Consider the following 25701-nt stretch of genomic DNA (forward strand, 5'->3'; position numbering starts at 1 on the left):
GATTTCAAGCGTGTTTCTCCGGCATGGCCAGGGCGGCTTTCAGCGCGCCGATGGTGCGTTTGTGCCCGGCCAGTGCCGGGTGGTCTTCCAGAATGCGGGCGCTGCGCAGGCCGGCCGGCACGGTGCGGTAGCGGTCGTCGTACCAATGCAGGTCGAAGCCCTGGCGCAGCTCACTGCGCAGCTGCTGTAGCCAGGCCTCGGCGATGGGCTTGGGCAGGTCGATGCGAATGGCGATTTCAGCTTGCATGGCGTGCTCCGGGCGCAACTTGCCCAAACCCACGGCGTGGGCTGGGGATTCAGGGGTTAGGGGTGCTGCTGATCGGGGCCGTTGGCCATGTCCCAGCCGATCCATGCCCGCTGGTATGGCAGCAACTCGCTCATGGCCAACTGGGCCAAGCGCGGGGCCATGAACAGGGGCACTTCCAGGGCATGCACCAGGTGGTTGCAGGTGCGTTCAAATAGCTGCGGGTCGCCACTCAGGTGCTCGGCCTGGTGCTGCTCGATGAAGGCCTGGGCGCAGCCCTGCATGCGGGTGCGGTAGTCCAGGGCGTCGATGGTTTCGGGCTGTGCGTTCATGCTGTGGCCTCGAGCAGGGTGTCCAACAGATCCGGTTGGCGGTCGTCCTTGCGGTTGTCGCGCAGGGCCTTCATGCGTTCCACCGCCGGGGCGACCGGCAGCACCATCAACGGCTGTTCAAGGCCGGACGGGCTGAGCTGGTAATCGATCGTTACCGAGCCGCTGAACGTGGCGCCGCAGGCCACGTTCTGGCACTGGTAATACGTGGAGCGGAAGCAAGGTGTTTGCCCCACGCTGGTACGGATGCGCATGCAACCGTGGCATGCCGGGCATACCAGTTTGTACGTGCTCAAGCTGTCTCCCCGCCGCTAGTCGCGGCACCGGCCGGGCCGGTTAAGTGGCGACGCATCCAGCGCCTAAATCGTTTCCTGGTGCTCGCCCTGGATTACCCAGGGTCGGGCGGTTATTCGCTTGCTTTGCTGTGCAGCACGATCACGGCGGTGACTTCGCTGTGGCGTGCGGCGATGTGCTGGCGGTGGGCGGCGAGGATGGCTTGCACCTCGGCTTCGCAGATAACGCCGTCGTCCAGCGACTTGGCGATCAGCTGGTCGACCAGGCCGCGCAGTTGGCTGGTGCTCAGGCCACGGGCGTACAGGTCCAGGTTGTCGAGCTCGCCCTGCTCGGGCATGGGCACGAATACGCCGCCGTAGAGGTGGCAGATGTAGTCCGGCAGGTGTGCGGTGCCTGCCTGCTGCTCGAGCTGGTGCACCTGGGCGTCGGTCAGCGGTTGGCTGCCGGCGTTCTCGTACAGGTGGTTGTCCAGCTTCTTGAGGGGCAGACCCAGGCGGGCAGCGGCGGACTCACGGCCGCCCGGGAAGGCGGCGATTACAGCGCTCATGACCTGGCGGCGTGTTTCTAGAACGGGGGCCTGGCGCTTCTGGTTTTTGCTCGGGGAAGTTGCCATTACTGTGTCACCACGCCGTCTTTGATGCCGAGTAGCACTGCTGCTCGGTGCGACTCTCCACGGCGCCCCTTCTTGCGACCGTTCAACAGGTCGCTGACCAGATTTCTGTTCAAGTCATGCTCGCGGCAAAAGTCGGCGAGGCTTTTACCTTGGCGCTCAAGGTTGGCGCGAGCTTGCTCGGGAGATAACGGGCCGTGCATAGTGTTCATCCGTGTTTAATCGTGTTTGCTGACAGGGATTCTTGGGCAGAAAACTGTTCAAGTCAAATTATTTTGATCAAAAAAATGCTCATTGCTTCGGGTGTGGGTGAACGCCTGAGGGAAGAACGCGAGCGGCTGGGCCAAAACCAGACTGATTTTGGTCAGGCAGCTGGCGTCAGTCGTGGCACTCAAAAAGCCTACGAACTTGAAAGCAGTTCGCCGGATATCCGCTATCTGAGCGGGCTCCAAGCGCTGGGCGTTGATGTCACCTATGTGCTGACTGGCCTACGCGAGACGGCCGAGGCGGGCGATCTATCGTCCGAAGAATCGCACCTGCTGACGGACTATCGCCGTCTGTCGGATGCTCAGCGCGCGTCCTCGTTTGAAATGGTTCACGCACTGGCTGAAATGGCCGGGCGGTATGAGGTGAAGAGCGACAAGTAGATCGCCGCACCGGAGTTTGCTCGCTGGCCATGGGGGCCAGCGTTTCAATGGAAGAAGGGGAGGAACCCATGAAGAAAATTATTGCCGCGCTAGCGCTCTCAAGCACAGCCGCAATGGCTGCTCCAGCGCCTGACGTCATAACCCGCAATTTGCAAGCCTGGGCACCTTTAGAGGTGACTCTAACGAACGGCACGCTGCAGATTATCACCGACGAGAATCGTGTTACCGATCAGATATATCAGGCTGTGCTTGGTACTGGCGTGTGCGGCTCGTTGTGGATGAATAAGGGCAGTTGGTCGGGTGTTAAGGAAGTGAAAGTGTTGAATCGCCACGGACGCCAGGGATATGTATTCGAAGGCGGAGAGGCGGATTGTGTCGAGCTGGGGCAGCTCAAAGGTGATGCATCGAGTGCATTTATCTTAGAGCGCACTCGCTGGAATTAGTCGCTCTACCAGCGTTATTAACTGACTGATAATTAAAAAGCCAAGCAGCAAGGGGCGGGTGAGATGCATCGAACAGCGACTTTTTATGATTTGAGGATCACGGCAAGGGGGATGTCTCGTGCTGAAGGAAAGGAGGACGACTACGAAGCAGATCCTAAACCACTCCGTGAGTTGGTTGGGTATATAGAGCAGCTTTATAATGGCGGTGATCGTATTGTGAAGAAGGGGCAGTCTGATAAAACTGCCCGGATATATATCTCAGATTTTAAGTATGAGGGCGAGCGAGCCGTTTTTCTGATCAATCGCAGCGACCCGAATGCGCCTGATGCTGTGTCGAGCGATCCCGATATTAAGAGCCGTGTAGTGCACGAAAAACCGCCAGGCCATGGCGGTGATTACTCGGCGCACGTAGTCATTAATTTAGACCCTGTGAAGGGTGATAATTACTACCTTTGCGTTCTAGAGACTGTGTATGGTTCAGGCCTTCATGCCAGCAGTATGGCTGAGTACCTTCGATATTTGATTCGCCGCTGCCGCCTGGAATTTAAGGATAAATTTCAAATCGCCCACAGTAGTAGAGCTAAGACTGCTAAGGGTGAAGAAATAATGGTTAATTGGAATCACTTTGTTGAGTTGCAAGGGCACCCTTCAGAGGATTTCGAACGCGATATTAACGCGGGTACTTTATCTGGTATGGAGCTTGTCAGCTTTTCGGAGGTTGGCGCAGCTTGGGACGAGCGGGGCGGAATTGTTGAGCACAAACGCTCTATCCAGCTCAAGCCGGCCCCCGATAAGTTGGGTGATATAGCGGCTGCTATCCGGCAGGTTCGTAATAAAGTTTATAAGAATGGTAAGGAATACGATCATATTCGTATTAGTTTCAAGAATGAGGCTGGTGAACCTAGAGATGCAACTATTGCATCGGATACTGGTCAGTTGGTAGATTCGCACAAATATGTAAAGCGACATATTATTCACGCTCCGATGGTTAATACGACTAGTCTAGAGCGTGTGAGTCCGTTTATACTCAAAGAAGTTCTCGCGCTGATGGGGTAATTTATGCTCTTGGATCAGTTGTTGCGCCCATTTGGATACTTGGCCATCCGCCATCCTTATAAATGGATTGTGGATTGGCTCTATCCAGTTATGTTTACGGTGCTAATACTGTGGTTTATGGGTGCCTATAATGGCTTCAGAGGCGTTATGGGAAGTGATGGTGTGATTTCTCTAGTGCTCTCTTTTATACAATCCTTGCCAGGGTTTTATATCGCTGCTCTGGCGGCAATTGCAACATTTGGGCGGGCGGATATAGATAGCGTGTTGCCTGAGCCTACGCCCAAGATATGGATTAAATTCCGTGGCTCAGAGAACTTGGTAAGTCTCACGCGTCGCCGGTTTCTCGCGATGCTGTTTGCGTTTTTAACAGCAGAAAGTTTACTGCTAATAGTCTATTCAATTTTTCTGATTTCTTACGGTACTGGCCTGGTAGGTACGTCGTTTTATCGTGTGAGTTTGGACTCCGTCATTGGTGTGTCTCTAATTGGAATTTATTTTTTGCTTTTATGTCAGATGGTGATCTCCACTTTTTGGGGGCTCTACTATTTGGGATATAAGCTGCACGAGTAGCGCAAACACCAATGGCAGCTACTGCCGCGTGCAAAATGGATTGCGAATAAAGGGCGTGAGTGTCCGGCGCTTGTAACTATGGAAAGGGAATTCCTATGACATTGACCACACTATTCGCCTGCCTGCTCACCGCAGGTCTCACCGCCAGCCTGACCCTTTGGCTGACTCGCGATAGCACGCCCCCCGAACCCAATGTGTTCATTCCCGAACGGCTGGCTGACCAGTCTGACGGCTTCCTGATGATGTTGGGGGGCTGGATCACCGAGGAGGGCTACCAGCCGCCTGGCCGCAGCGCGGTGGAGATCCGCTGTTACCCCGAGCAGCAGCTCTGCACCGAAGCGGTGGCAACTATCTTCCACCACACCGAAGGCTCCGACCTCGAGGCGCAGACGTACCTGTACCAGGTGACGGATTGGACGGATGCACGCGTGCAGGCCGTGGCCATCGGTGCGATGGGCGAATGCCGCGACCGGCATCTGCAGCTCTACCTGCACGACACCGATGCGCGCGTGGAGTGGGGGCCTGGCGAAGGCTGCGAGGGTGATAGCGGCTCGGCCGTGTTGATTGGCGAGGTGTGGGCCGAATAATTTCACCAATGTGTGGAGAACCTGGACCCGGTCGTTATGTTGAATCGCTCCACTGCACAACATGGAGCATGCAGAGAATGAGCGATGGGAACGAGGCTGTGTGTAGTCAACCTGGTGAGCGGGTTGCGCAGCCTGATAGGGAACCGCTGACGTTACTTGAGCGGAGGCTGATTCGGTTTTACCGGGATCTGGACGAAAGGCAGCAGGCTTTCGTGCGGGAGGCGGTGGAAAGCTTGGCGTTGCTTAAGAAGCGAGAGTGACGAGAACCCCGGCCATGTGCCGGGGTTTTTTATGGCCGTTCAATCCTCTTTCGGCACCGTCCAGAACAGCTGCACACCATCGTCGCGCCAGGCGATGGTGACGTTGTCGTTCTCGCTGATCTCGTCGAGGATGCGTGACCAGTCGTCCGGGCTGTCGCCCTCGGCCCGGAGCAATACCGCTGATCGGGATTTTTGCGCGGCCGGTGAGTTGATAACCCGCTGAATTCGGGCTCCGAGCAGTTCGTAGGTGCCGGGAGCGGCTGCCGCTCGGGAATTGCCTTTTGCCATGATGCAAATGCCTCGATTACTGTATGTGTATACAGTAAATCGAGATTCACCCCCATGTCACTCACCATTCTGGGCCGCAATCAGCGGCTTGCTCACCTGTTGCCCGAAGCCAAGGAACTGCGCATCACGGGCTTTCAATCCCCCGCCGAAGACGAGAAGGAAGAGGGCCTATCGCTCGACGCGCTGACCAGCCTGGGGGCGCCCCACGTGTGGGTTGTGCGGGTTGAGGATGACAGCCTGATCGGCTTCGGCATGTACCCCGGCGACCGGCTCGTAGTCGACCGCGGCACGATGACCAAGCGTGAGCAGTATGTGGTGGTCGACCTCGAGGACGACGGTTGCTACCGCGTGCGCCTGATGATCGTTGATGACAACGAGAACCTGGTGCTGCGTGCCCCGAACCGTTTCACCGCCGACATCAACCTCGAGTACGAAGAGTGCGTGCAGATCTGGGGTGTGGTGCGCTGGGTGATCAGCTACGTGGGGCGCTGAGCATGCAACAGGTATTCGCATTGATCGACTGCAACAGCTTCTACTGCAGCTGTGAGCGCATCTGTCTGCCGGCCCTGAAGCACAAGCCGGTTGTGGTGCTCTCGAACAACGACGGCTGCGTGATCGCACGCACCGCGGAAGTAAAAGCCCTAGGCATTCCCATGGGCGCGCCGTACTTCAAGGTACGGGACCAACTGCGCGCAGGCGGCGTGGTGGTGCGATCGAGCAATTACACGCTGTATGCGGACATCAGCAACCGGGTGATGCGCACCATCCGCGATATGGTGCCCGGGATCGAGGTGTACAGCGTGGACGAGTGCTGGGCCGACCTGACCGGCATTGCTGATCTCGACGGCCTCGGCCGCCAGGTGCGGGCACGACTGCTGCGCGATATCGGCATGCCTGTTGGCGTGGGCATCAGCACCACCAAGACCCTGGCCAAGCTGGCCAACTGGGCCTCAAAGAAGTGGCCGGCCACCGGCGGTGTGGTCGACCTGACCGACCCGGCCCGCCAGGCCAAACTGCTGCGCATTGCGCCTGTGGACGAAGTGTGGGGCATTGGCCGGCGCCTTGCTCCACAGCTGCAGGCCCTGGGCATCGAAACGGCCTGGGACTTGGCGCATTTCGATGTGGCCACCCTGCGCAAACAGTTCGGGGTGACCCTGGAGCGCACCGCGCGCGAGCTGCGCGGCGTGAGCTGCCTGGACTTCAACGAAGGCCCGCCGCCGAAACAGGCCATCTGCTTGAGCAAAATGTTTGGCGAGAAGCTGGAAGACCTGGCGCCGATTCGTGAGGCCCTGGCTACCTACGTGACGCGGGCGGCCGAGAAGCTGCGCAGCCAGCAGAGCCTGTGCGGTGCCATTCAGGTGAGCATCAAGACGCAGATCCACAACCCGGAACTGCCACGCTATTCGAACGCCCAGACCGTGGCGCTGCCGGTGCCAACCGACGACACGCGGGACATTCTTGCGCCGGCGCTGCGCGCCCTGGATGCGATCTACCGGGCGGGCTTCGCCTACTCGAAGTGTTCGATTCTGCTGATGGACTTGAGTCAGCGCGGCGAGGTGACGGCGGATCTGTTCGCCCCAGCGGCCCGGGCCGGCGGTGACCGGGTGATGGCGGCGCTGGATGCGATCAACAAGCGGGAGGGCGCCGGCACCCTGCGGCTGGGCCGGGTGCCGGTTGATCCCTGGTGGGGTATGAAGCGGGAGATGAAGAGCCAGTGTTTTACGACTCGATGGGATGAGGTTATTGGAGTTCGAGGTTAGATTTATCAGCGACTGAATGAAGTTGAAGAGTCACAAAGCAAAGGAATGAAAAGGCTTTGAAGGCATTAACCTCTGTTCCGTAGTTCCAGACTTCGCCATGCAGTATCTGGTGTCTATTGAGGGCTGTAAATGTACTCCCCGACTTTTCAAATTCCTCTCGTTGTTTTCCTCCTATCAAAAGGTCGTATTTGTCTATATGGAAAATAGGATAAATGGAGGCTTTAGATATCTCGCCTGTAATGGTGTTTGCCCATTTTTTAGCGCCTTCTGCATTTCGTTGCAGCGGCGAATTTGATTTGGTAATTTCTGCGAGTATTCCATCGGCCTGGGCGAGCAAAACCGGAATTGAAAGATAATAATCTTCCGCGTTCGCGCGTTGCAACGCTGAAAATGCCGCGTTTAGAACCGCTTCTCTATTTGGGGTGGCTGAGATAATACTTTTGGTAAGAAAGTCAAAGTTATTTCTGTGAAACTCAACGAAATACGAATCTATATCTTCATCCTCGAGTTGTTCTAACTCGCTGAGCAATTTAACAAGGTTGGCAAGGCTCATATGCCAGCTAAAGAACCATCCTTTCTCTGCGCATCGTTGCATCGTTGCCTGAGCGCGCGATGGCAAAAGTTCGCTTGCTCTATGAACCTTTTTCCAATCGATTTTCGACAGAGTTTCGGCAAATCTTTCTATAAAAGGCGTGGCTATCGCCGCAACCTTAGTAAGATTGTCGAGGAACTCCACTGTGAATGGAATCAATGGCTCTACGTCCGGGCTGGTCTCAATGACATCTGTCTCTACAGAGTTATGATCCATAATAATTATCCAGTTTTCAGATTGCTTTAATTTAGTCTACCCGAGGTATAAGTTACATCAGAGTGTGTTGGCATTAACTTTATATTTGTTCCACTCCCTGGCTACCGCCCGCTTGGCGCTGGCTTTACTAGCGTACAGGTGCGTGAGCCGCTTGGGCTTGGTCTGATCGCCTTTGGTCATTTTCACCTGTTTCCCCGTTTTTCCATCTCGGTACCAGGCGAGCACGCCGGTGTATTGCTCGGTGCCTTCGGCTAGGTCGGCGATATCGCTCTCGGGCAGCTGGGATTCCAGCTCGAGGCTGGTGGTGTAGGCCTCGGGTGTGAAGGCGTGTTGCACGTTGCCGCCGAGCCAGATGATGGCGGCGATTTCCTGTTTGATGCCGACCAGGCTGTAGGTGAGCTCGGGTGTAAGCTCCGGCCGGCCCTTGGCGAGGGTGTAGCTGAGGGTGGCTGTGCCGCGCTGCAGGCGTGCCCATTCGGCGCGGGCGGCGGCCAAGGCAGTAGCCTGGTCGGTGTAGGTGTGGCGCAGGTCTTTGAGGTTGTCGCCGCCGCCGGCGATGGCCTCCTTCTTGGCGGCGCTGTTGACCTCGTAGTAGTAGGCGCGCACGCCGGTGTAGGCGTCGCGGTCGGCTTCCAGGAAGCGGTGCTGGTCGCCGTGTGCGCGGGTGAGGGTGATGTGGGGCAGGGCCAGGCCGCTGGCGGTGGTGTTGGCCCCGGTGGGCATGAACAGCAGGCGGCCGGCCTTTACGGTGGCGATGGCGTCGTGCTGCTGGCCGAGGCGGGTGAGCAGGTTGGCGTCGGACTCGTTGGCCTGGTCGAGGTGCACCAGAGGGATGCCCGCCAGCACGCCAGCGACGATGGCCTGCAGGCCATTGCCGGTGGCCAGGGCGGTGATGACGGCGCCGAGGGTGGCGGCGTTCCAGCTGCGTTCACGCTTGACCTTGAGGCCCTTGCGCAGGTCGGCGCTGCGGGCGCGGATGTTGAGCACGTCCGGCGCGCCGCTGTGTTCGGTTTCGTCGACAGTGTAGCTGCCCTTGTCGATCAGCCCGGTGTCGCTCCAGCCCAGCCACAGGCGCACCACGGCGCCACGTGGAGGGATAGCGAGCAGGCCGTCGTGGTCGCTGAGCTGGATGTCGAGCGTGTCGGCCTCGAGGCCTCGGTTGTCAGTGAGGTTGATGCTGATGAGGCGCTGGGTGATGGCGGCGGTGATGTCGTTGCCGTCGACCACCACGCGGCAGATCGGTGTGGGGTAGCCGGCCGCTTCGCGGTAGGACTCGGCCGCCTCGCGCAGGTGCCCGCCGGCATAGGTGAGCGCGCGATCGATCACAGCACGCTCCTGAGGATGTTGCCGAGTACACCGGTGAGGCTGCCGAGCAGATCGGTGCGGCCGTCGTCGACGCGTTTGAGCACCAGGTTGAATTCGATGCGGCGGGCGGCGCCGTCCGAGAAGAACAGGGAGCGGGTTTCGCTGAGGCTCTCGATGACCCACAGGCCATAGACGCGGCCGGTGCCCTCGACCAGGGGCCATGCCTTGCCGGTGTCGGCCATCTGGCGCAGCACGTCGAGGCTGATGGGCGTGCCGGCCAGCTCGGGCAGCAGGGTGCCGGGCAGGGTGATGGTTTCATCACCGCGGCCCAGGTACTGCAGGGCGGGGTTGGTGCCGATGCGGCTGGTGCTGCCGTGGCGCCAGGCCGTTTGGCGCTGAAACTCCTGGTAGGCGAGGGTTTGCAGGCTGAACACGAACATGCCCAGGGACATCATCATTTCTCGACTCTCCGTTGTAGATCAGTCCATGTCGCGCAGGCTGCTGCGCAGGCGCGTGGCTTTGTTGCGCTCGCGCTCGTCGAGCAGACGGTTGAGCATGCGCTGCAGCTCGGCGGTGTCGGTGCCCGGGCCCGCGCTGATGTTGATGGTGATGGTGTCGCCCTGGATGACAGTGGGGCTGCCAGCATTGGCGGTGAGGGGCGCGCGGCGGTCGAACTGCAGGGGCTGCTGGTCGGCCAATGCCGGCAGGGCAAAGCCGAGGCCCAGGGTGGCAGCGCCGGCGGCGGTGAGCTGCTTGGCGGTGCTGGCCACCTGCTTGAGCACCTCGCCTTCGCCCTTGGCCAGGCCCTGGCCGAGGCCGGCCATGGTGAAGCCGCCGAGCTGAGCGAACACGCGCGATGGCGAGTGGATGCCGAGCTTTTCCTTAAACCAGCTGATGGTGCTCTCGCCGGCGCCGGTGATAGCGCTTTTCACCTTGCCCAGGCCGGCGGTGATGCCGTTCACCATGCCGTCCATCAGCATGCCGCCGAAGTCGGTGAACTTGCTGGGCAGCTCGACGCCCAGGTAGCTGAGCACGCCGGCGAAGGCGCGGTAGATCAGACCCAGGGGGCTGAAATTGACCAGGGTGGCGATGATGCTGCCGATACCGCCGCTGAAGCCCTCCTTCAGCTCTGCCCACAGGCCGGCCATGTAGGCCTTCACGGCGTCCCAGTTCTTATAGATGAGGTAGGCGCCGCCGGCGAGCACGGTGATGAGCAGGCCGATGGGGTTGGCCATGGCGATGCGGCCCAGCCAAAGCAGCACGCTGCCCACGGCCTTGATGCCGGTGACCAGGCCCAGGCTCTTGATGCCGAGCAGCATCATGGCGAAGCGCACCATGGCGAACGGGCCGAGGATGCTGGCCAGGGCGAGGGTGATGCCGCCCATGACTGCCATGAGCAGGCCCAGGCCGGCGACCGTCTTGGTGATTTGCGCGGTGAGCACTGGGTTTTCACGCACCCAGGCGCCGATGCGGCCGACCATGACGGTGAGGCCTTGGACGAATTCGCGCAGGGGGCCGTTCTGCTGGTCGAACAGCTCGATGCGCACTTCGTCGAGGCCGGAGAACAGTTCGTCCAGGTCGCCGGTGAGGTTGTCAGCCATGACCTTGGCGGTGCGGCCGGCGGCGCCGGCGTGGTCTTTCACCACGTCCAGGTACTTGAGGATGCCACCGGCGCCGGCCTGGTTGATCAGCTCGGCCATGCCGGCGGCGGGTTCCTCGCCGAAGATTGCCTTGAGGTATTCCAGGCGATCCCCAGTGCCCATTTTCTCGGTGGCCTTGGCCACGTCGCCAAGCACGGCGGTGATGTCGCGGATGTTGCCGGCCGAGTCCTTGGCGCGGATGCCCAGCTTCTTCATGGCCTTTTCCGCCGGCCCTACCGGTGCAGCCAGGCGCAGCAGCATGGCGCGCAGGGTGGTACCGGCCTGGCTGGACTGGATACCTACGTTGCCGAGCAAGCCAGCCATGGCGGCTGCCTGTTCCAGACCCATGCCGGCGGACGCGGCCACGGGGCCCACGTACTTCATGGTGTCGCCGAGCATCTCCAGGCTCATGTTGGAGGTGGTGAACGCCTTGGTGAGCACGTCGGCGACCATGCCCATTTGCGCCGGGTCGATGCGGAAGCCGCCGAGGATGTTGGAGGCGATATCGGCGGTGCGGCCGAGATCCATATCGCCGGCCTTGGCCATGTCGAGCAGGCCGGGCATGGCGTCCTGGATGGCCTTGGGGGTAAAGCCAGCCATGGCCAGAAACGCCTGGCCGCTGGCGGCGTCACCGGCGCTGAACATGGTTTCGGCACCCAGCTTGCGTGCCTGGGCGCGCAACGCGGCGAGTTGCTCGTCGCCCTTGGCCAGGCCGGTGAGGGCCTGCACCTTGCTCATGGTGGTGTCGAACTCGACGCCTGGCGCGAGCAGGCGCTGCATGCCGAAGAGGATGCCGGTACCGGTGGCGACGCCGCCGGCGCCGCTGGCGGCCATGCTGCCAGCGTGGGCCTGGGTGCGCTGGTACTGATCTTTGGTTCTGGCCAGGCGCTGCTGTTGCTGAGTGATGCGCTTGAGGCGCGTCTCCTGCTTGAGCAGTTCACTGTTGGTGGCGGCGATCTTGGCCTTGAGCGCCTGCTCGCCGGCGCCGAGGTTGCGGGTGCTGATGCCGGCAGCGTTGAGCTTGTTGCGCAGGCCCTGCAACTGGATCTGGTTTTGCTGGTGTTCGCGCTTGAGCTCTGTTGCTCCGCGTATGGCTGCCTTGAGGTCGCGCGTCATCTGCCGGGTGGGCACCCCGGTGGCCTGCATTTGATCGCCCAGCGCCTTGACGCGATCACGTGCGGCCTGCAGGGCGTCTTCGGTCTGTTTGGCGGCGGTGCGCTGGGTGCGCCAGGCGCTGATGTCCTTCTGCTGGCCGTTGAGTTCCTTGAGGCGGTCGCGGGCTTCCTTGAGGGCGCGGCCGGCACCGAGGCTGCCGCCCTGGATCTTTTTCAGCGGGGCGGTGACGCGATCAAGGGCGGAAAGGATGACCTGCAGTTTTAGGTTACTTGCGGCCATCCGCTTGACTCCGTACTCGGGCGCGCTCGCGCCACTCCATCAGCTCTGTAACGGTGAGGGCGTCCATGTGCTGGGGCGCCCAGTGGAAAACGATGGCCAGGTCGGCCATGGCGTTCTCTACGCAGTCAGGGAGGCGTTGATCTCCTCCCGCTGCGCCTTCTTCAACAAAAAATTGCCCACCGTGCTGCCCAGGTCGAGCAGGTCGGCCGGATCCAGGCGGCCGATTTCATAATCTGTCAGCGCAGGGGTGGTGATGCGGGGCAGCACCTTGCGCAGGGCCAGTACGTCCATCTGTGCCAGGTCGACGAGGGAAACGCCGCGCAGCTCGCCGGCCATGGGCTTGCGCACGGTGATGCTGCTGATGGTGGTATCGCCGCGGACGACTGGGGTGTCGAGCGTGACGGTGGCGGTGTTGGGATCCTTGGCCGGGGAGGCTGGCTCGGCGGCGGCAGGTTTGGCTTTGGCTTCAGGGGTGGCCATGGGGTTGCTCCTTTACTGGGGTAGTGCCGCCGGCGAGCCGGCGGGATATGTACGGATTGTTTACAGGCCGATGGCGCGGCGCATTTCTTCGTAGCGGTCGACGCCGTCGACGCGGAAGATCATGTTGAGCAGGTCGATTTCCAGCTCCTCGCGACCGTTGACCACCAGCTTGTAGTAGCTGCAGGTAGTGACGACCTTCTGCTCGGTGTCTTCACCTGGTGCGGCGTCGCCGAAGTCGATTTCTTCGTGCCGGCCGCGCACGACTACTTCGATGGCCATGATTTCGCCGGTGTCGTCGCGCTGGGCGCCGCCGGCCCATCGCAGCATCACGCCACTGGCCGAGGTGATGCCGTATTGGCGTATGGCGATCAGGTCGTAGCCGCCAATCGTCCACTCGATCTGAATACCGTCATCGCCCATGCCAAGGTCGGCCTTGACGGAACCGTCCATGCCACCGCCGCGCCAGGCTTCGAGCTTGCGGGTGAGCTTGGGCAGGGTGACGGTGCCGCATTGGCCCTGGTAGCTGTTGCCCTCGTTGAAGAGGTTCATCTGTTTCAGTTTGCGAGGCATGGCCATGTCGGCGCGCTCCTATGTGCGTGGGCTGGCCCCGCTTGGCGGGGCGCCGATGATCAGGCGTTGATGCTGCTGGCGAATTCGGCCAGGTAGCGGTCGGTGATGCGCTGGCGAAGGCTCAGATCCTCGAGGGGCGGCACGGGGGTGTAGTCGTAGTCGATGAACAACTTGCCGGCCTTGAGGGTGTCCTTGGTGTTGGCGTCGGGGTCGTACCAGCACTGGCCATCGATGATGTAGCCGCCGGCCTTTAGCTCGCGGAGCTTGGCGTTGATGCCTTCGATGATGTCGCGCACCAGGGAGGGATGCAGGGGCTTGTCGATGGCCCAGAAGTGACCCTCGGCCATGGTGTCGGCCAGCACCTGGGCGGTGCGGGTGTAGTTCTCGAAGGCGAACAATGGATCTTCGCTGCAGGTGCGCGAACCCCAGAAGCGGTAGCCGCTGTGGTTGATGAGGGTGGTGACCTCGGCGGCGTTGAGCAGGCCGGCGTCGGTGGCGGGGTTCTGCAGATCCCAGAACACGTCGGCGCTGATGCCGGTAACGCCGTCCACGGCGACGTTGGACAGGGTTTTGTGCCAGCCCTGTTCCTGGTCGAGCTTGGCGCGCAGACCAAGGGCAACGGCCACCGCTGGGGCGGTGACGGTGGCATCCGCTGAAGTGCTCCAGCGTTTGAAGTCCGGCCAGATGACCATGACTTCGCGGGCGCCGAAGCCGGCGCGGTAGGCAATGGCCTCGGTGACGGATTTGCAGCCATGGGCACTGACGTAGGCGAAGGCGCGCAGCTGTTTGGCGATGCTGACCAGGGCGGTGGCCACCGGCAGCGGGTCGAGGCCCGGCACGCCGAGGATGCGCGGGGTGACGCCCAGCTGCGATTTGGCGGCCAGCAGAGCCTTCATGCCCGTGTATCTGCCTTCGGCGGTGGTGGTACCGACGATGTTGCTGATGAGGTTGGCGAGCTTTTCCTCGTCGGTTGCACCCACGCCATCAGCCACGCGAACAACCACGGTCACGGGTTTGGTTTGGTCGGCAATGGCCTGCAGGCTTGCGGCAAGGGTGCCCTTGACGCCGGCAGACTTGATGGCCGCCTGGACGTTGGTGACCAGCACGGGGGTGTTGAGCGGGAAGGCGATAGCGTCAGCGTCTTCTGCGGTGCAGACCATGCCGACGATTGCGGTGGAAATGGTGCGGATGGGGCGCGTGCCTTCGTTGATTTCGAGGACTCGGATGCCGTGGTGGTATTCGTCGGCCATGACTGGTGCCTGCAGTGGGAAATGACAGTGCTGAGCCTGACGCGCGCGCGGCAACGCGGCGAGCGGTGGGCGTTGTAGGCAGGCGCGCTACAGCGTGCGGGCATAAAAAAGCCCGCCATTTGGCGGGCAACCCTCCCCAGGAAAGTCAGTTCGGTGGTGTGGGCCATTCGATGGCGTTGGGGTAAGCGTCTTGCAGCGACACTCGGTTCAGGGCGATGCGATAGCGCTTCCAGGCGTCCAGCTCAACGCGCTCGGCCTCGGTGGCGTCCTCGAGGTCGGCGGCATCCTGGAGCGGTGCAATGCGTGCGGAGGCTTCGGCCTGCAGGCGGTTGCGCTCGAGCACGGCGGCGCTGATGAACGCGGTACGGGCCGACTCTTCGTCAAAGGCCCAGGTACCGCCCTGCCAGGTGTGGTGCAGGGTTGGCCGCGGCTGAGTGGTAAAGCCTTCAGGCAGCGGCCCAAGCTCGGCGTGCTCGCGTGGTTGGCCGGAGTCGGTGCTGTAGATGGTGCCGCGGTTGTCCTCGAGCAGCTCCCAGCGGGTGTGCTCGATGCGGCACGCCACGCAGCCCTCGACAGGTGCGGGCGGCTCGACCAAGGTCGCCAGGCCTGGAACCAGCCATTTGTCGGGGTTCACGGGATCAGGATCGGCGAAGCCGGTACCCAGCAATTCGCCGGTGTGACCGTGGTAGTGGTAAACAAGGGGGGCGGTAGTCATGGGCGACCTCAATAGCGGATGCAGACAAGCGGGTTAATGTTGCGCGGGCGTGTGACGCCGCTGGTACCGACGACAGATGCCGCGCCTGTTGCGTTGGTAAGGCCCTGCGCAGCCGGCCCACCGATGCCGCCGGCACCGGACTGCAGAAAGGCGGTTGAGGTGAAGCCAGAATGGGTGTGGCCCTGGATGCTCTGATCCTGCCAGCTGGCCCATTCACGGCCGGAGTCACGATTTGCACCGTCGTCATAGCCGCGGCGAAACTCGCCACGGGCATCAGGCAGGACGAGGTACACGCCGCTAGGGCTACGGGTGCCGGTGGGGTTACCTGGATCGGTGCAGCGGTAGCCCCAGGCCGCGGTGGCATTTAAGGCATCACCCACATAGATCGCCGCGTCCAGGTCTGGGTAGCCAGCACGCCAGACCGCCGCGCCGTTGGCTTTCAAGGTTCCGGGCGGGGGCGTCCGGCTGAAAGTTTCGATCAGCGTGCCAGGGGCTTCCAGATCGAGGACGGTACGCATACCACGGGCACTACCGCCAGCCAGAACAAAATTCTTGAATACAGCGCCGGTGTTGGCTGTGCTGAGGACGGTGTGGGAGCTGGCCAGCACCTCGCCGCCAATAGCGGTTTCCCTGCTCCAGGGCACATGCCCCCAGCCCGTGTACCAGGCATAGTTGCCGCCGTAGCCGGCACTTTTATAGGCCGTGATGGCAAGGCGCGGGATGTACGTGATGCCGCCGAAGTCGAGCCGAATGTTGACCAGCCCGTTTTCGTGGCTCAGGAACACCCGCACGCCCCCGCCGCCAAGCGGCGAGTAAAAGCCGCTGATGAACACGCTGGGAAGGTAGAACGCCCCTTCGTAGAAATACCAGCTCAGGTGCATTTCGAAGGGCGAGGTGTACCCGTTGATGCACCCTTTGATGGTCAGGTGTGGCATCACCGTCGAATCGATCGGGATCTTCGTCCTAACCAGGATGCCGCTTTCCTGGCCGGACTGGGTGATGTCCAGACATTCGACGGTGAATTTGCCGGTGAGCGGCTCGGTGCGCCATTGCAGGTCGTCGGTGATGCCATAGCCAGCCAGGGTGGTGGCCTTGTTGGCCTTGGTTTCCAGCGCTGACAGCAGGCCACTCACGCCGGCAAGCGGGATCCCGGTCAGCCCTGCGCCATTACCGTGCAGCACGCCTCCAATGACCACACCGCCGCCATTCCTCAAAACCTGCACGGCCCAGTTGCCTTGGTCATTGACCATGCCGAAGCCGTTGCCGTCGTGATAAACCCAGCCGCGACCGTTGATGCCGATCACGAGGTTGGAAACGCTTTCAATCGCTCCGGTCATTGAGCCACCGGATAGCGCCAATTTTCCGGCCAGTGCTGCGATCAGACCAGGAATGCCAGACATGGGCACATTGCTGAGCCCGCCGCCGTCGCCACGCAGCTCCCCTGTGAAGTCGATATAGCCTTCGTTGGAGATCCTGAGCGCCCATTGGCCGAGCTTGTCCAGCAGTCCGAAGCTGGTGCCGTCGTTGTAGAGATGGCCGACCACCGCGCCGCTGGCATTGAGGGCACGAATGATCGAGTTGGCACGGCTGTCGATGTTGCCGGTCATTGTGCCGCCGGCCAGACCCAGCTTCTGCGCCAGGGCGTTGAGCATGGTGGTGGCGAAGTTGGGGTCGTCACCCAGGGCTTTGGCCAGCTCGCGCAGTGTGTTGAGGGACTCCGGCGATGAGTCGATGACCGCCGAAATGGCGCGCATGACGAATTCGGTATTCGCTGCCTGCTGGTTGCTGACAGCCAGCGGGGCCGTGGGCACGGTGGGGGTGCCAGTGAGGGCCGCGTTGTTGATGGGGGCAGCGCCGAGCACCTGGCGTGCGGCGGCGCCATCGGTTGCGGCCAACAGCAGCCTGGCGAAGGCGGTGAAGTCGGTGATGTTGAAGCTGTCCGCCCCGGTGGCGTAGATGAGTTTGTCCGCCAGGACATTGAGGGCGCCGAGCGCGGTCAGGGTGGCGTCGAGCGGCTGCTTGCCGGCCAGGGCTTTGCTGACGGTTTGGGAAAAGGTGATGTCGTTGCCGATGGCGTCGAACAGGCGCTTGCCTTGCAATGCGGTGAGCGCTTTGGTGCGGCTTGAGCTGGTGAGGCTGTCCTCGAGCATGACCACGCCGGCGACCGAGGTGGTGGCCGGGGGATTGATGAACGCAACGTCGCCGAACTGGATGGCGGCCGTGCCCAGCGATTCGAGAATGATGTCGGTGGCCAGCAGCAAGGTGGAGGCGGGCGCTTTCTGGATGATCCAGCCCTCGGGCGGCAGGTGAGAGTAGACGGCGAGCAGGGTGCCCTTGTCGGTGATGAGGCCGAATTCGCCGACGTTGTAGGTGTCGGTCGATTCATCCAGGGCGACGACGTGCAAGGTGTCATCCGCCACGGCCTGGCCTGCGATGCTGGATACGCGCTTCACCTCGGCCTGCAGCGCGGTTTGACCCTTGGTGGGTGTATAGCGAGCGGTGCCGAACGCAACGGCCACGATGGTGACTTTGTTGGTACCGGTGTTTTCGGCGGCGATGATTTCGGCCCGGCCGGCGTTGGTGATGGTGACTTGTAGTGCCATTAGGGGGCCTCGGTGCATTGGATGCGGCGGTAAATGACGGGGCGTGCTGCCCCGGCTAGGCCCAGGCCGCCAGACGCAGCCAGGCCCAGGGTGAACGAGAAGTGCGAGCGAACGGGCTTGGTGCGCTCAAGCTCGGCGATAACGTCGTTCTGGTATTCGATGGTTTTGGGCACGCCGCTGCCGAGCGTGAGGGTGACGTCGAAGGTATGGGGTTCGCCCATGGGCTCGGTTTGCCACCATTCGCGCAGTGCCAGGCTCGAGCCGAAACTACGGACAACATCGCGCACGGACTTGGCGGTGCCCTTGCGGCGCTGGATCTCGACAGCCATGCGAATGCGCGACCGTTTGATGGATTCGGGCCAGTAGGGCTGCCAGCCGTCGAGCGAGAGCGTCCAGGCGAGCCAGGGCAGCAGCGCCGCGGGGCAGGTGTCGGGGTTCCACAGCTCACGCAGCGGCACGGCCACGGTGGCAGAGCGCGCCTGCAGCTGCTCGACCGCGCGCTCCAGTGCGGTGGCATTTGGCGGCAGCAGACTGGGCAGCTTATTCATCGAGGCCACCGTCGGTCAGCTCGATAGCCGTGCAGAACGTCGCGCCCTGGCGGCTGACCACGATGTTGGCAGCAGGGCTCTGCAGTTCGACGCGCTGGACGCCGGGCTGGTGTAGTGCAGCGTGCAGGCCGGAAATGGTCACGTCGCGGCCCAGGCGATGTTGAGCGGCGGCATAGGCCGTTACGGCAGCCCTGGCGTTGCCCATGACCACTTCGCGGTCAGGCCCGGCGTAGAAGTACAGGCGGGCGTTGATGGCGTAGTCGGTGATGGCGGCTGCTTGCACCTGGACGAAGTCCGTAAGGGGGCGTACCGACTCGTCCGTCAGCGCGCTGTTGACGGTGGCGAGCAGCTCGGCGCTGGGCACACCAGCGCCGGCGCGCGATAGCACGGTGACCAGAACAACACCTGGGGTGGGGCTGATGGCGGATGCGTCGAGTACTTCGCCGCTCGCGCTTAGGGCGTGAAAGACGTAAGCACCCTCGGGCCCGGCGGTGCTCAGGCCTTCGAGTGAGAGCTGGATGCGGTAGCGCAGCTCGCTGTCGCTCTCATACTGAGGCGGCACAGGCGGGAAGGCGGTCGGGTCGCCGGGGGCTGTGACCAGGCGCTCGACGCCGAACAGGGCGCCGAGGTTTTCCAGATCCTCGCCCAGGGCGTAAGGCAGCATGACGGCCTTGGCTGCTTCGTTGATGCGCTGGCGTAGCAGCAGCTCGCGGTAGGCGAAGACCTCGATCAGCTTGATGGCTGGGTCGGACTCGAGGAACTGGTCCATGGCCGGGTAGCGCTCGGCAAATTCGGCGAGCAGCTCGCCGAGGATCTGCTCGTAGTCCAGCGCCTCGACCACGTTGGGCGCTGGAACGCGGGAGAGGTCGATAGCGGTGAAGCTCATGTGGCGGCCCCCATGGCGAGCGGAATTTGCAGGTTGTAGGTCTGGTTGCCGTCGATGGGCGTGCCTTCCAGATCGATGACGATTGCCCCGGGTGTTTCGCCCAGGGCGATGCTGACGTGGGTGAGGCGCACGCGCGGTTCCCAGCGCATGAGGGCCATGGCGGTGGCGGCGTAGCAGAGCATGCGGGTGTGGGCGTTGAAGGGCTGGTCGATCAGAAAGGGCAGGTTGCTGCCGTATTCACGGCGCATGACACGCGAGCCGATTGGAGTGGTGAGGATGTCGGCGATTGACTGGCGCAGGTGTTCGAGGCCTTCCAAGGCTGCGCCGGTGGTGCGTGATAGGCCGGCCATGGTCAGCCCCCTGCGAACACGTTGGGGCTGCCGACGGCGACACTGGAGCCACACGCCACGGGGTCGCCTACGCGGCCGAGCTGCTTGCCGTTGACGAAGACGGTACCGCTGCCGCTGGCCAGGCTGCTGGCATGGGTTTGCGGGATGCTGGGGCAGGTGTGGGGTGCCCAGGCGTCACCCTGGCGGTGGGCGGGGATGCCGTTGATATTCACGTTGGGGCTTGCCGCGGTGTTGGCGCGCGGTGGCCAGCAGCCGTGGCCGGTGCAGGTGTCGCCGAGGCGGGCAATGGCAGGCATGGGCGGCCTCAGTTCAGGTCGATACGGCTGCCGTTGATGCTGACGGCGCCGGAACATTGGATAGACAGGCTGGCGGCCTGGATGCTGACGTGCCCGCTGACCTTGAGCGTATATGCACCTGTTTCGGCGTTGTGCTCGACGTAATCACCGTTGGCCCATTCCACGCGGTGAACGGCTGGGTCGCTGCTCTTGGCAGGGTTGACCTCGGAGTAGATGCCGGCCAGGACGATGCCGACAGCCGGGTCGCCACTTAGGCAGAACACCACGCACTGTTCGCCGACGCTGACTGGATCCCACTCACTGGTGCTACCGGCGCGGCGGGAGAAGAACGGCAGCCAATTGGTGGTGATGCCGCCGGTGGTGACACGGCAACGCGACTTTTCATGGTCGACTTCGGCAATGGTGCCGAAGCGGATCATGTTTTCGAGGCGGCGGACGATGTCGGCGATATTCATGGGGCCGATGCTGACGGCCACGCGCGCGCAGGGCACGCGGTTGGCGTTGTAGGCAGGGTGGCTACAACGGCCGGTCAGCGGGTGAGGTGTTCGAGCAGCTGGTCGCGGATGCTGTCCAGCTCGGCAGGGGTGAAACCGAGCAGCTCGCGGCGTTCGTACTGGACATCGCGCTGGCCTCGTTCGGGGCGGTCTTTCAGGCCGTACTGGTGAATGCGGGCGATGCGAGCGGTGCGGCCGAGGAAGCCAATGGCGATGGCGTTTGGGTTGCTCTGCATCTTGAGCAGTTTGGCTGTGCGCAGTTTGGTGAACATGCGGCGGCGGATACGGCCCTTTTTGCCTCGTAGGGCCTTCTGGCTCCTGCGTGGTGCGAAGGGGGTGCCGTCCGGGTTCTGCTGCTGGGCAATGCGCTGCTGCTGGCTGCGGCGCAGGTTGCGGGCTATGCCTTGGTTGAGCTGACGGCGCTCGGTGGGGCTGAGCTTGGCCAGCAGGCCGCCGGCCCAATCTTCCAGGGCGTTGAGGTCAGCCACGACGGGGCGCCGGGTGTGGGGTTTCGATATCGACGCCGACCGGCTGGCCGCTTGGCCACTGGGCCAGCACCTGGCCTTCGCCGATCAGCTGCACCGTGGTTTGCGGCAGGTGCGGGGTGAGCTGTGGCTCGTCTGGGTGGCTGATATGCAGGGTGCCGTCCTCCTGCCGCTTGACGATGATGCGCTCGGTCAGCGGCAGGGTGAGGGACAGGTCGACGGTGGCGCCGTCAAGCACGTCGACTTCGAACTGGATTCCTTCTTTGCTCTTCTGCAGGTTGGTGAGCAGCTCGGATTGGTTGACCAGCAGCCAGGCGAGCAGGGGCACGCTGACGGCATCCGGCGTGCCGGGAAAGTCGGTGATGATGACGTTGAGCTGGTACTCGTATTCAAACGACAGGCCGGGAGCGCTGGTTGCGCGGATTTTGCCGCCGTCGACGAACACCATCAGGCGGTCGGGGTTGTGTTGCAGGTCTGGGATGCTGGCGAGCAGGTGCGCGCGCAAGCTGTTGGGCTTCTTCACGGCTCGGGCCTCTGCTGGTTGTGCTCGTACACAGCATCGACCTGGGCAGCGCAATCGGCCCAGGCGGCGAGCAGGGCGTCGTTGTCGTCGCTGAGCTCGCCGTTAGCGATCGGCGCCGCCGGCGGCAGGTTGCAGCGTGTTACGACTGGACAGGAATGCACGGTAACCAGCGGTTCCGGTGATGGCGGGGCGCTGGTGCAGGCGGCGAGTGAGAGCAGGCAGAGGCTGAGCAGCCCAGTTCTGTGCAGGCGGGTCATTGCGGACGGTCTCCTTTTTTAGCATCTGGTGCACGGCGTTGGCCTGCTGCAGGTCGGCGCGGGTGTTCTGCAGGCTCTGCTGGGCCAGGCGCTGGGCGGCGATGTCCGCGCCCAGGGTGATGATGGTCTGGGCTTGGCGGGCGCTGCGCTGTTCGAGAGTGGCAATGCGCCCGGCGTCGGCCTTGGCGCGGGCCTGGGCGGCCTGGCTCTGCTGGTAGCTGCCCCAAATGAGCAGGGCGATGGCGACTAGCAGGGCGAGGCCATAGGCGGCCTGGCGCAAGGTGCTCACGCGGCCGCCTGCTGGCCGCAGCCACAGCCGGCGTGCCGCTCGTAGGCCCGCTGGAGCTTCACGTCGTAGAGGTTACGGGCGTAGCTGGGGCCGTTGTAGGTGGCGGCGAAGTCCTTCCACTTGCGGGCCTTCAGGGCCTTGTGCAGCACGGGGTCGGCCTCGATGAACGCCACGAAGGCGTCGAACTGGGCGTTTTCATCCTGCGCCATGGCCGCGGCGAAGGCTTGCACGTTGTGGTAGCCGAGGCGGGTGGCGTGGAAGCCCATGATCTGGAAGGCGCCCCAGCTGGCTGACTCCAGCGCGGCGGTGTCGTCGAGCTGGCGAGCCTGGGCCAGGCGCTGGTGCTCGGCCACGCCGCCCGCGTAACCACCGGGGCGCACGTTGACCAGGTTGGGAAACTCAGTGGCGAGCAGATCCGCGCGGGCCTTGAGCTTGCCGGCTACCTGGTCCGGGCTGCGCGGGGTGCTGAGCTGGCGATGCATGATGTGCCGCTCGTACAGGATGGCGGGCTTGGCGTTGGCCAGGAAGCCAGCGCCGGCGGACTCCACCTCGTTGACGGCGTAGACGGTGGCCAGCTCGACGCCGAGGCGTTCGGCAGCAGCCACCAGGGTGGCGTTGCTGAGCAGCTTGGAACAGTCGGCGCCGGCGAGGGCGGCCAGGGTTTTCGGGCCGGCGGCGCCGTCGACGACCAGACCCACCTTGAGCTGGAAGGCGCGGACGGCGGCCTCGGTCTTGTCGCCGAAGTCGCCGTCCGGGTAGAGCTGGTAGCCGCGGGCGATCAGGGAGCGCTGCAGCTGCTGGACGGCCTGGGAGCGGTCGCCGTGGCGTAGTGTTTGGCTCATAGCGTTTCTACCTTGCGTTCGAAGAAGCGTTTGGCCGCGGCGCGCGTGCCTTCTACGCCAAGCAGGCCGATGGCGCCGCCGAAGAAGGGGGCGGTGGTAGCGGGGATGCCGAGCAGCTCGATGCCATGGCTGGTGGCCATGGCCAGGAAGCCGCACAACGGCGCTTCCAGGGCGACACGGCGCAGGTTCCCGCCGCCGTAGATGATGCGCAGCGCGGCGATGAAGAACGCCAGGCCGCCGCTGTAGATGGCGGGCCAGTTGTGTTCGAGCCAGCTGGCGAGCCAGGCCCAGGTTTCGGGACGGTCAGGCATTTTCATAATTCCTTTGCCCTGCGGTGGTGGTCAGTCCCATAGGGTTACCGCCTGCTGCTCGGGCTGCGGCGCGGCCTCGGGCAGGGTGACGGGGTGGCCTTGTGGAAGGTTGGGGCCCAGGTCGGCGAGACCGGGGTTTGCCTCGAGCACGGTCTCTACGACGCCGGCGGTGCGGCCGTAGTGCCGCCAGCAGAGGGCGTCGAGGGTCTCGTTTTGGTGGGCGCGGAGGATGGCCATCACAGCAGCTCGACGGTGGTACGGCTGACGCCGAGCAGATCGCGGATGGCGAAACGGCTGTCGCGGCGATAGTCGTCGACGGTGGGTTCTTCTTCCTCGGCCTTGGCGGCGCCGCTGTTGGTGGCGTCGAAGCTACGGTAGCGCTCGGCTACCTCGGCACTGGCGGCGCTGTAGACGGCGCGCTCGTAGAGAATGGTGAGGACGTTGCGCTCGGCGATCTGGTCGGCGGGCACGGCGTCCAGGTGGGTGTGCCCCTCGGCCTGGTACCGCAGCTTGCGGGTGCTGAGCTCGCGGTTGACGCTGATCATGGCCGCCACCACGGCGGTTTCCAGTCGGCCATTGGTGACGCTGCTGGCGATGCGCTGGGCGTCGCGCAGGTCGGCAAGCTCGATGTCCGGCCAGAAGCCGTCGTTGCTGAGAGTGAGCGGCGCTGCAACGCCACCCGCTATGAATGCGCTCATGGTCAGGGCCTCAAGTCGGCGGTGGTCGGGGCTTCACAGGGCAGGGAAGGAGGCACCCTGTCTGATCCACCCCGAGCCGCCGGGCGCGTGGGGACGCTCGGTTAGCCGGTGGTGCCGGCGTGTTTCTTCAGGAGGCGCTCGACGCGTTCCAGATCCTTTTTGCCGCCGCAGTTGGTGTGCAGCTCGATAGCGCGGGCCAGGTCCTGCTTGGCCATGAGCAGCAGGGGCAAGGCGTCGGGCGCTTCGGCGTCGTCCGGCACCAGGGCGGATGCTGCTTTGCCGATGGCCAGGTGGAGCTTGGCGCGGGCTTCGTCGGGCATGTCTTCGTTGGCGGTAGCCGCCTCGGTGCGAAGCAGCAGCTCCAGGTCAAACGAGCCGCTGGCCTTCTGAAGCTTGATGGCGACGTTGGCGATTTCCTCGGCTACGACGCAGCCCAGGGAACGCTCGAACTTGTCGGGCATCTTGAGGCCGTAGGGCAGCGCGTATTCGGCGATGTCCAGGGCGCCGGCGTAGTCGCCCACGTCGATGCGCCACAGCATGATGGTGGTGAGCACGTCGTCCTGGGCGCCCTTGCCAGCGCTGAGCACGCCCTCGACGTAGGGGGCATAGTCCGGCAGCAGCTTGCGCTTGGTGTCGGCTTTGCCTTCCTGGCTCTGGATTTTCTTCAGCTGCTGTTTGTGCTGGTGGAGTTGGGCCTGGTAAAGCTCGTAGACGCTGGCACCGGCCATGGTGATGGCCGGGCCTACCGCTGCTGCCTGGACAGCTGCGCGTTTGCGCAGCTGGGTGCGTTGGGCGAGGGTCAGTGCCATGGCTTAGCCCTCAGCGGCTTCTGCGGCGGGCTCATCGTCCGGCTCTGGGGCTCGCTCGATGTTCTCCACCAGGGCAACCAGGCCGAAGTCTTCAACGACGTAGGCCTCGTTGACCGATTGGTAGTCGGCAATGCGGTCGTAGTCCGGCTCGTCGCGGACGAGGCGGCGACGGGTTTTCTCCTGCCAGTAGATGGACAGGTTGGCCAGGGTGGTGATGAGAATGGTGCCTTCTGGGAAGAAGGGCGCATCCACGATGGGCAAACCACCCAGGCGAGCGCGACTGACCACTTCCTGGGCCGCATTCTCTTCGACGTTGGAATCGCCACCCTTCTCGACAGCCTTGAGCAGCTTGGCGTGCAGCAAGCCGCGAGACACCAGTACCACCAGGTCGGGATGGTTGCGGTGCCAAGGTTCAAGGAGCTGCACAGCATCGAAGACGATGCCATCCAGCGTTTTGTAGTCACCGCCTTTGCCTACGACGATCTTGCCGCTGCCGGCGACGCCTTCTTCGAGCACGCGATCTGGCGCCTTGGTGCGGATTTTCTCCAGCCAGCCGATGTTGACGTCCTCGAGCATCGGGTTGGCTTCGATGTCCGTGTCCACGGCTACTTCCTTGCCATGGAAACCGATGGTGATGCGATCCAGGCCCTGGCGGGTGACGATGGCATTGCTCAGGCGCACCTGGAAGTCGGGGAATTTGGCCCACTGATCTACGGTGGCGTAGAGGAACGAGGTGTCGAAGTTGGTCTGTACGCAGGCGTAGCTGTCTTTGGTCAGCTTGTGGCGCTCGCCAGGGTTACGACGCTTTCCGCCTTTGGTATTGGTGCGGCTGGCTACCGGGCCATTCACGCCGATCTGCAGCGCTTCGCCGGTTTGCTCGTCAACGCCGATGATGTTGATGCGGCCGAGCAGAGCGTTCGACTCTTGGATAGCAGTCTCCAGCTTCTGATGGACGCTGGGTTCGACGTTGAACTTCTCGGTTGCATCGTCGGCACCGTTGAGCTTGGCAACTTGGGACTGATAGGCCCGGAAGGCCTGGCGGGTTTCTTTACGCATGGT

Annotated in this window: 38 protein-coding genes; 8 read left to right on the plus strand and 30 right to left on the minus strand. The window is 62.9% G+C overall.

Annotation, left to right across the window (positions count from 1 at the left end; genetic code table 11):
- Positions 1–4: 4 nt before the first annotated feature.
- The 5 genes from BLR94_RS18480 to BLR94_RS18500 form a co-directional block, all read right to left on the minus strand.
- Positions 5–247 (minus strand): hypothetical protein, encoded by a 243-nt coding sequence (locus BLR94_RS18480; RefSeq protein ID WP_084307455.1) that lies wholly within the window; start codon positions 245–247, stop codon positions 5–7.
- 56 nt (positions 248–303) lie between these two features.
- Complete coding sequence (locus tag BLR94_RS18485; RefSeq protein WP_084307454.1) at positions 304–576, minus strand: hypothetical protein; 273 nt, start codon at positions 574–576, stop codon at positions 304–306.
- Positions 573–869 (minus strand): ogr/Delta-like zinc finger family protein, encoded by a 297-nt coding sequence (locus BLR94_RS18490; RefSeq protein WP_084307453.1) that lies wholly within the window; start codon positions 867–869, stop codon positions 573–575. Before BLR94_RS18490 ends, BLR94_RS18485 begins: the two co-directional genes overlap by 4 nt.
- Positions 870–979: 110 nt before the next feature.
- Complete coding sequence (locus BLR94_RS18495) at positions 980–1414, minus strand: YmfL family putative regulatory protein (protein WP_084307452.1); 435 nt, start codon at positions 1412–1414, stop codon at positions 980–982.
- 65 nt (positions 1415–1479) lie between these two features.
- Positions 1480–1680, minus strand: a complete 201-nt coding sequence (locus BLR94_RS18500) for a DNA-binding protein (RefSeq protein WP_084307534.1) — start codon at positions 1678–1680, stop codon at positions 1480–1482.
- On the opposite strand from BLR94_RS18500, the gene BLR94_RS18505 reads away from it, so the two are divergent.
- The 5 genes from BLR94_RS18505 (at position 1675) to BLR94_RS18525 (ending at position 4780) form a co-directional block, all read left to right on the plus strand.
- A complete protein-coding gene (locus BLR94_RS18505) occupies positions 1675–2124 on the plus strand; it encodes an XRE family transcriptional regulator (protein ID WP_244158230.1) in 450 nt (149 codons plus the stop codon). The two genes, BLR94_RS18500 and BLR94_RS18505, sit on opposite strands and share 6 nt — an antisense overlap.
- Before the next feature lie 68 nt (positions 2125–2192).
- Positions 2193–2567 (plus strand): hypothetical protein, encoded by a 375-nt coding sequence (locus tag BLR94_RS18510; protein WP_139207473.1) that lies wholly within the window; start codon positions 2193–2195, stop codon positions 2565–2567.
- A 63-nt stretch (positions 2568–2630) separates the two neighbouring features.
- A complete protein-coding gene (locus BLR94_RS18515) occupies positions 2631–3623 on the plus strand; it encodes a hypothetical protein (RefSeq protein WP_139207474.1) in 993 nt (330 codons plus the stop codon).
- Positions 3624–3626: 3 nt separating this feature from the next.
- On the plus strand, positions 3627–4193 hold the full coding sequence (locus tag BLR94_RS18520; RefSeq protein WP_084307448.1) for a hypothetical protein: 567 nt from the start codon (positions 3627–3629) through the stop codon (positions 4191–4193).
- Positions 4194–4288: 95 nt separating this feature from the next.
- Positions 4289–4780: a hypothetical protein gene (locus tag BLR94_RS18525; protein WP_084307447.1), complete on the plus strand. Its 492-nt coding sequence runs from the start codon at positions 4289–4291 to the stop codon at positions 4778–4780.
- A gap of 299 nt (positions 4781–5079) precedes the next feature.
- Here BLR94_RS18525 and BLR94_RS18535 read toward each other — a convergent pair whose 3' ends face one another.
- Complete coding sequence (locus BLR94_RS18535) at positions 5080–5328, minus strand: DUF1654 domain-containing protein (RefSeq protein ID WP_084307445.1); 249 nt, start codon at positions 5326–5328, stop codon at positions 5080–5082.
- Positions 5329–5382: 54 nt separating this feature from the next.
- Here BLR94_RS18535 and BLR94_RS18540 point away from each other — a divergent pair, with 54 nt between their 5' ends.
- Positions 5383–5820: a LexA family protein gene (locus tag BLR94_RS18540; protein WP_084307444.1), complete on the plus strand. Its 438-nt coding sequence runs from the start codon at positions 5383–5385 to the stop codon at positions 5818–5820.
- 2 nt (positions 5821–5822) lie between these two features.
- Positions 5823–7088, plus strand: coding sequence for a Y-family DNA polymerase (locus BLR94_RS18545; protein ID WP_084307443.1), 1266 nt, complete (start codon positions 5823–5825; stop codon positions 7086–7088).
- Here BLR94_RS18545 and BLR94_RS18550 read toward each other — a convergent pair.
- The 18 genes from BLR94_RS18550 to lysC form a co-directional block, all read right to left on the minus strand.
- Entirely contained in the window at positions 7069–7896 is an 828-nt protein-coding gene (locus tag BLR94_RS18550; protein ID WP_084307442.1) for a hypothetical protein, read from the minus strand. The two genes, BLR94_RS18545 and BLR94_RS18550, sit on opposite strands and share 20 nt — an antisense overlap.
- Positions 7897–7953: 57 nt before the next feature.
- Complete coding sequence (locus tag BLR94_RS18555; protein WP_084307441.1) at positions 7954–9222, minus strand: phage late control D family protein; 1269 nt, start codon at positions 9220–9222, stop codon at positions 7954–7956.
- A complete protein-coding gene (locus BLR94_RS18560; RefSeq protein ID WP_084307440.1) occupies positions 9219–9659 on the minus strand; it encodes a phage tail protein in 441 nt (146 codons plus the stop codon). Before BLR94_RS18560 ends, BLR94_RS18555 begins: the two co-directional genes overlap by 4 nt.
- 21 nt (positions 9660–9680) lie before the next feature.
- A complete protein-coding gene (locus BLR94_RS18565; RefSeq protein ID WP_084307439.1) occupies positions 9681–12236 on the minus strand; it encodes a phage tail tape measure protein in 2556 nt (851 codons plus the stop codon).
- Positions 12223–12345, minus strand: coding sequence for a GpE family phage tail protein (locus BLR94_RS18570; RefSeq protein ID WP_084307438.1), 123 nt, complete (start codon positions 12343–12345; stop codon positions 12223–12225). Before BLR94_RS18570 ends, BLR94_RS18565 begins: the two co-directional genes overlap by 14 nt.
- Positions 12346–12353: 8 nt before the next feature.
- Positions 12354–12716 (minus strand): phage tail assembly protein, encoded by a 363-nt coding sequence (locus BLR94_RS18575; protein WP_084307437.1) that lies wholly within the window; start codon positions 12714–12716, stop codon positions 12354–12356.
- A gap of 60 nt (positions 12717–12776) precedes the next feature.
- Positions 12777–13292 (minus strand): phage major tail tube protein, encoded by a 516-nt coding sequence (locus BLR94_RS18580; protein ID WP_084307436.1) that lies wholly within the window; start codon positions 13290–13292, stop codon positions 12777–12779.
- A 53-nt stretch (positions 13293–13345) separates the two neighbouring features.
- Positions 13346–14536: a phage tail sheath protein gene (locus tag BLR94_RS18585; RefSeq protein ID WP_084307435.1), complete on the minus strand. Its 1191-nt coding sequence runs from the start codon at positions 14534–14536 to the stop codon at positions 13346–13348.
- 145 nt (positions 14537–14681) lie between these two features.
- On the minus strand, positions 14682–15251 hold the full coding sequence (locus tag BLR94_RS18590; RefSeq protein WP_084307434.1) for a tail fiber assembly protein: 570 nt from the start codon (positions 15249–15251) through the stop codon (positions 14682–14684).
- Between the two features lie 8 nt (positions 15252–15259).
- The gene (locus BLR94_RS18595; protein ID WP_167359780.1) at positions 15260–17854 is read right to left on the minus strand and encodes a phage tail-collar fiber domain-containing protein; all 2595 of its coding nucleotides are present in this window, start codon (positions 17852–17854) and stop codon (positions 15260–15262) included.
- Positions 17854–18402, minus strand: coding sequence for a phage tail protein I (locus BLR94_RS18600; protein WP_084307432.1), 549 nt, complete (start codon positions 18400–18402; stop codon positions 17854–17856). Before BLR94_RS18600 ends, BLR94_RS18595 begins: the two co-directional genes overlap by 1 nt.
- Positions 18395–19288: a baseplate assembly protein gene (locus tag BLR94_RS18605; protein ID WP_084307431.1), complete on the minus strand. Its 894-nt coding sequence runs from the start codon at positions 19286–19288 to the stop codon at positions 18395–18397. Before BLR94_RS18605 ends, BLR94_RS18600 begins: the two co-directional genes overlap by 8 nt.
- The gene (locus BLR94_RS18610) at positions 19285–19638 is read right to left on the minus strand and encodes a GPW/gp25 family protein (RefSeq protein WP_084307430.1); all 354 of its coding nucleotides are present in this window, start codon (positions 19636–19638) and stop codon (positions 19285–19287) included. The genes BLR94_RS18605 and BLR94_RS18610 overlap by 4 nt, the downstream gene beginning before the upstream one ends.
- A 2-nt stretch (positions 19639–19640) precedes the next feature.
- Positions 19641–19934: a PAAR domain-containing protein gene (locus BLR94_RS18615; protein ID WP_084307429.1), complete on the minus strand. Its 294-nt coding sequence runs from the start codon at positions 19932–19934 to the stop codon at positions 19641–19643.
- Between the two features lie 8 nt (positions 19935–19942).
- Positions 19943–20389 carry a phage baseplate assembly protein V gene (locus tag BLR94_RS18620; protein WP_084307428.1) on the minus strand — a complete coding sequence of 149 codons (447 nt, stop codon included), beginning with the start codon at positions 20387–20389 and terminating at the stop codon, positions 19943–19945.
- Positions 20390–20463: 74 nt separating this feature from the next.
- A complete protein-coding gene (locus tag BLR94_RS18625) occupies positions 20464–20916 on the minus strand; it encodes a phage virion morphogenesis protein (RefSeq protein WP_084307427.1) in 453 nt (150 codons plus the stop codon).
- Entirely contained in the window at positions 20909–21436 is a 528-nt protein-coding gene (locus BLR94_RS18630) for a phage tail protein (protein WP_084307426.1), read from the minus strand. The genes BLR94_RS18625 and BLR94_RS18630 overlap by 8 nt, the downstream gene beginning before the upstream one ends.
- Positions 21433–21693 (minus strand): Rz1-like lysis system protein LysC, encoded by a 261-nt coding sequence (gene lysC / locus BLR94_RS28010; protein ID WP_084307425.1) that lies wholly within the window; start codon positions 21691–21693, stop codon positions 21433–21435. Before lysC ends, BLR94_RS18630 begins: the two co-directional genes overlap by 4 nt.
- A gap of 28 nt (positions 21694–21721) precedes the next feature.
- Here lysC and BLR94_RS28015 point away from each other — a divergent pair, with 28 nt between their 5' ends.
- A complete protein-coding gene (locus BLR94_RS28015; protein WP_084307424.1) occupies positions 21722–21943 on the plus strand; it encodes a hypothetical protein in 222 nt (73 codons plus the stop codon).
- A gap of 35 nt (positions 21944–21978) precedes the next feature.
- On the opposite strand, the gene BLR94_RS18645 is transcribed toward BLR94_RS28015, so the two are convergent.
- From BLR94_RS18645 to BLR94_RS18670, 6 genes are all read right to left on the minus strand, one after another.
- A complete protein-coding gene (locus tag BLR94_RS18645) occupies positions 21979–22824 on the minus strand; it encodes an N-acetylmuramidase domain-containing protein (RefSeq protein WP_084307423.1) in 846 nt (281 codons plus the stop codon).
- Positions 22821–23135: a phage holin, lambda family gene (locus BLR94_RS18650; protein ID WP_084307422.1), complete on the minus strand. Its 315-nt coding sequence runs from the start codon at positions 23133–23135 to the stop codon at positions 22821–22823. Before BLR94_RS18650 ends, BLR94_RS18645 begins: the two co-directional genes overlap by 4 nt.
- A 30-nt stretch (positions 23136–23165) precedes the next feature.
- Positions 23166–23372: a tail protein X gene (locus BLR94_RS18655; protein ID WP_084307421.1), complete on the minus strand. Its 207-nt coding sequence runs from the start codon at positions 23370–23372 to the stop codon at positions 23166–23168.
- Positions 23372–23833, minus strand: coding sequence for a head completion/stabilization protein (locus BLR94_RS18660; protein ID WP_084307420.1), 462 nt, complete (start codon positions 23831–23833; stop codon positions 23372–23374). The genes BLR94_RS18655 and BLR94_RS18660 overlap by 1 nt, the downstream gene beginning before the upstream one ends.
- Before the next feature lie 101 nt (positions 23834–23934).
- Positions 23935–24642 carry a phage terminase small subunit gene (gene gpM / locus BLR94_RS18665; protein WP_084307419.1) on the minus strand — a complete coding sequence of 236 codons (708 nt, stop codon included), beginning with the start codon at positions 24640–24642 and terminating at the stop codon, positions 23935–23937.
- A 3-nt stretch (positions 24643–24645) separates the two neighbouring features.
- A complete protein-coding gene (locus BLR94_RS18670) occupies positions 24646–25698 on the minus strand; it encodes a phage major capsid protein, P2 family (RefSeq protein ID WP_084307418.1) in 1053 nt (350 codons plus the stop codon).
- Positions 25699–25701 lie beyond the last annotated feature (3 nt).

The sequence above is a fragment of the Phytopseudomonas flavescens genome (genome assembly GCF_900100535.1).
In the GTDB taxonomy this organism is placed as follows: domain Bacteria; phylum Pseudomonadota; class Gammaproteobacteria; order Pseudomonadales; family Pseudomonadaceae; genus Aquipseudomonas; species Aquipseudomonas flavescens.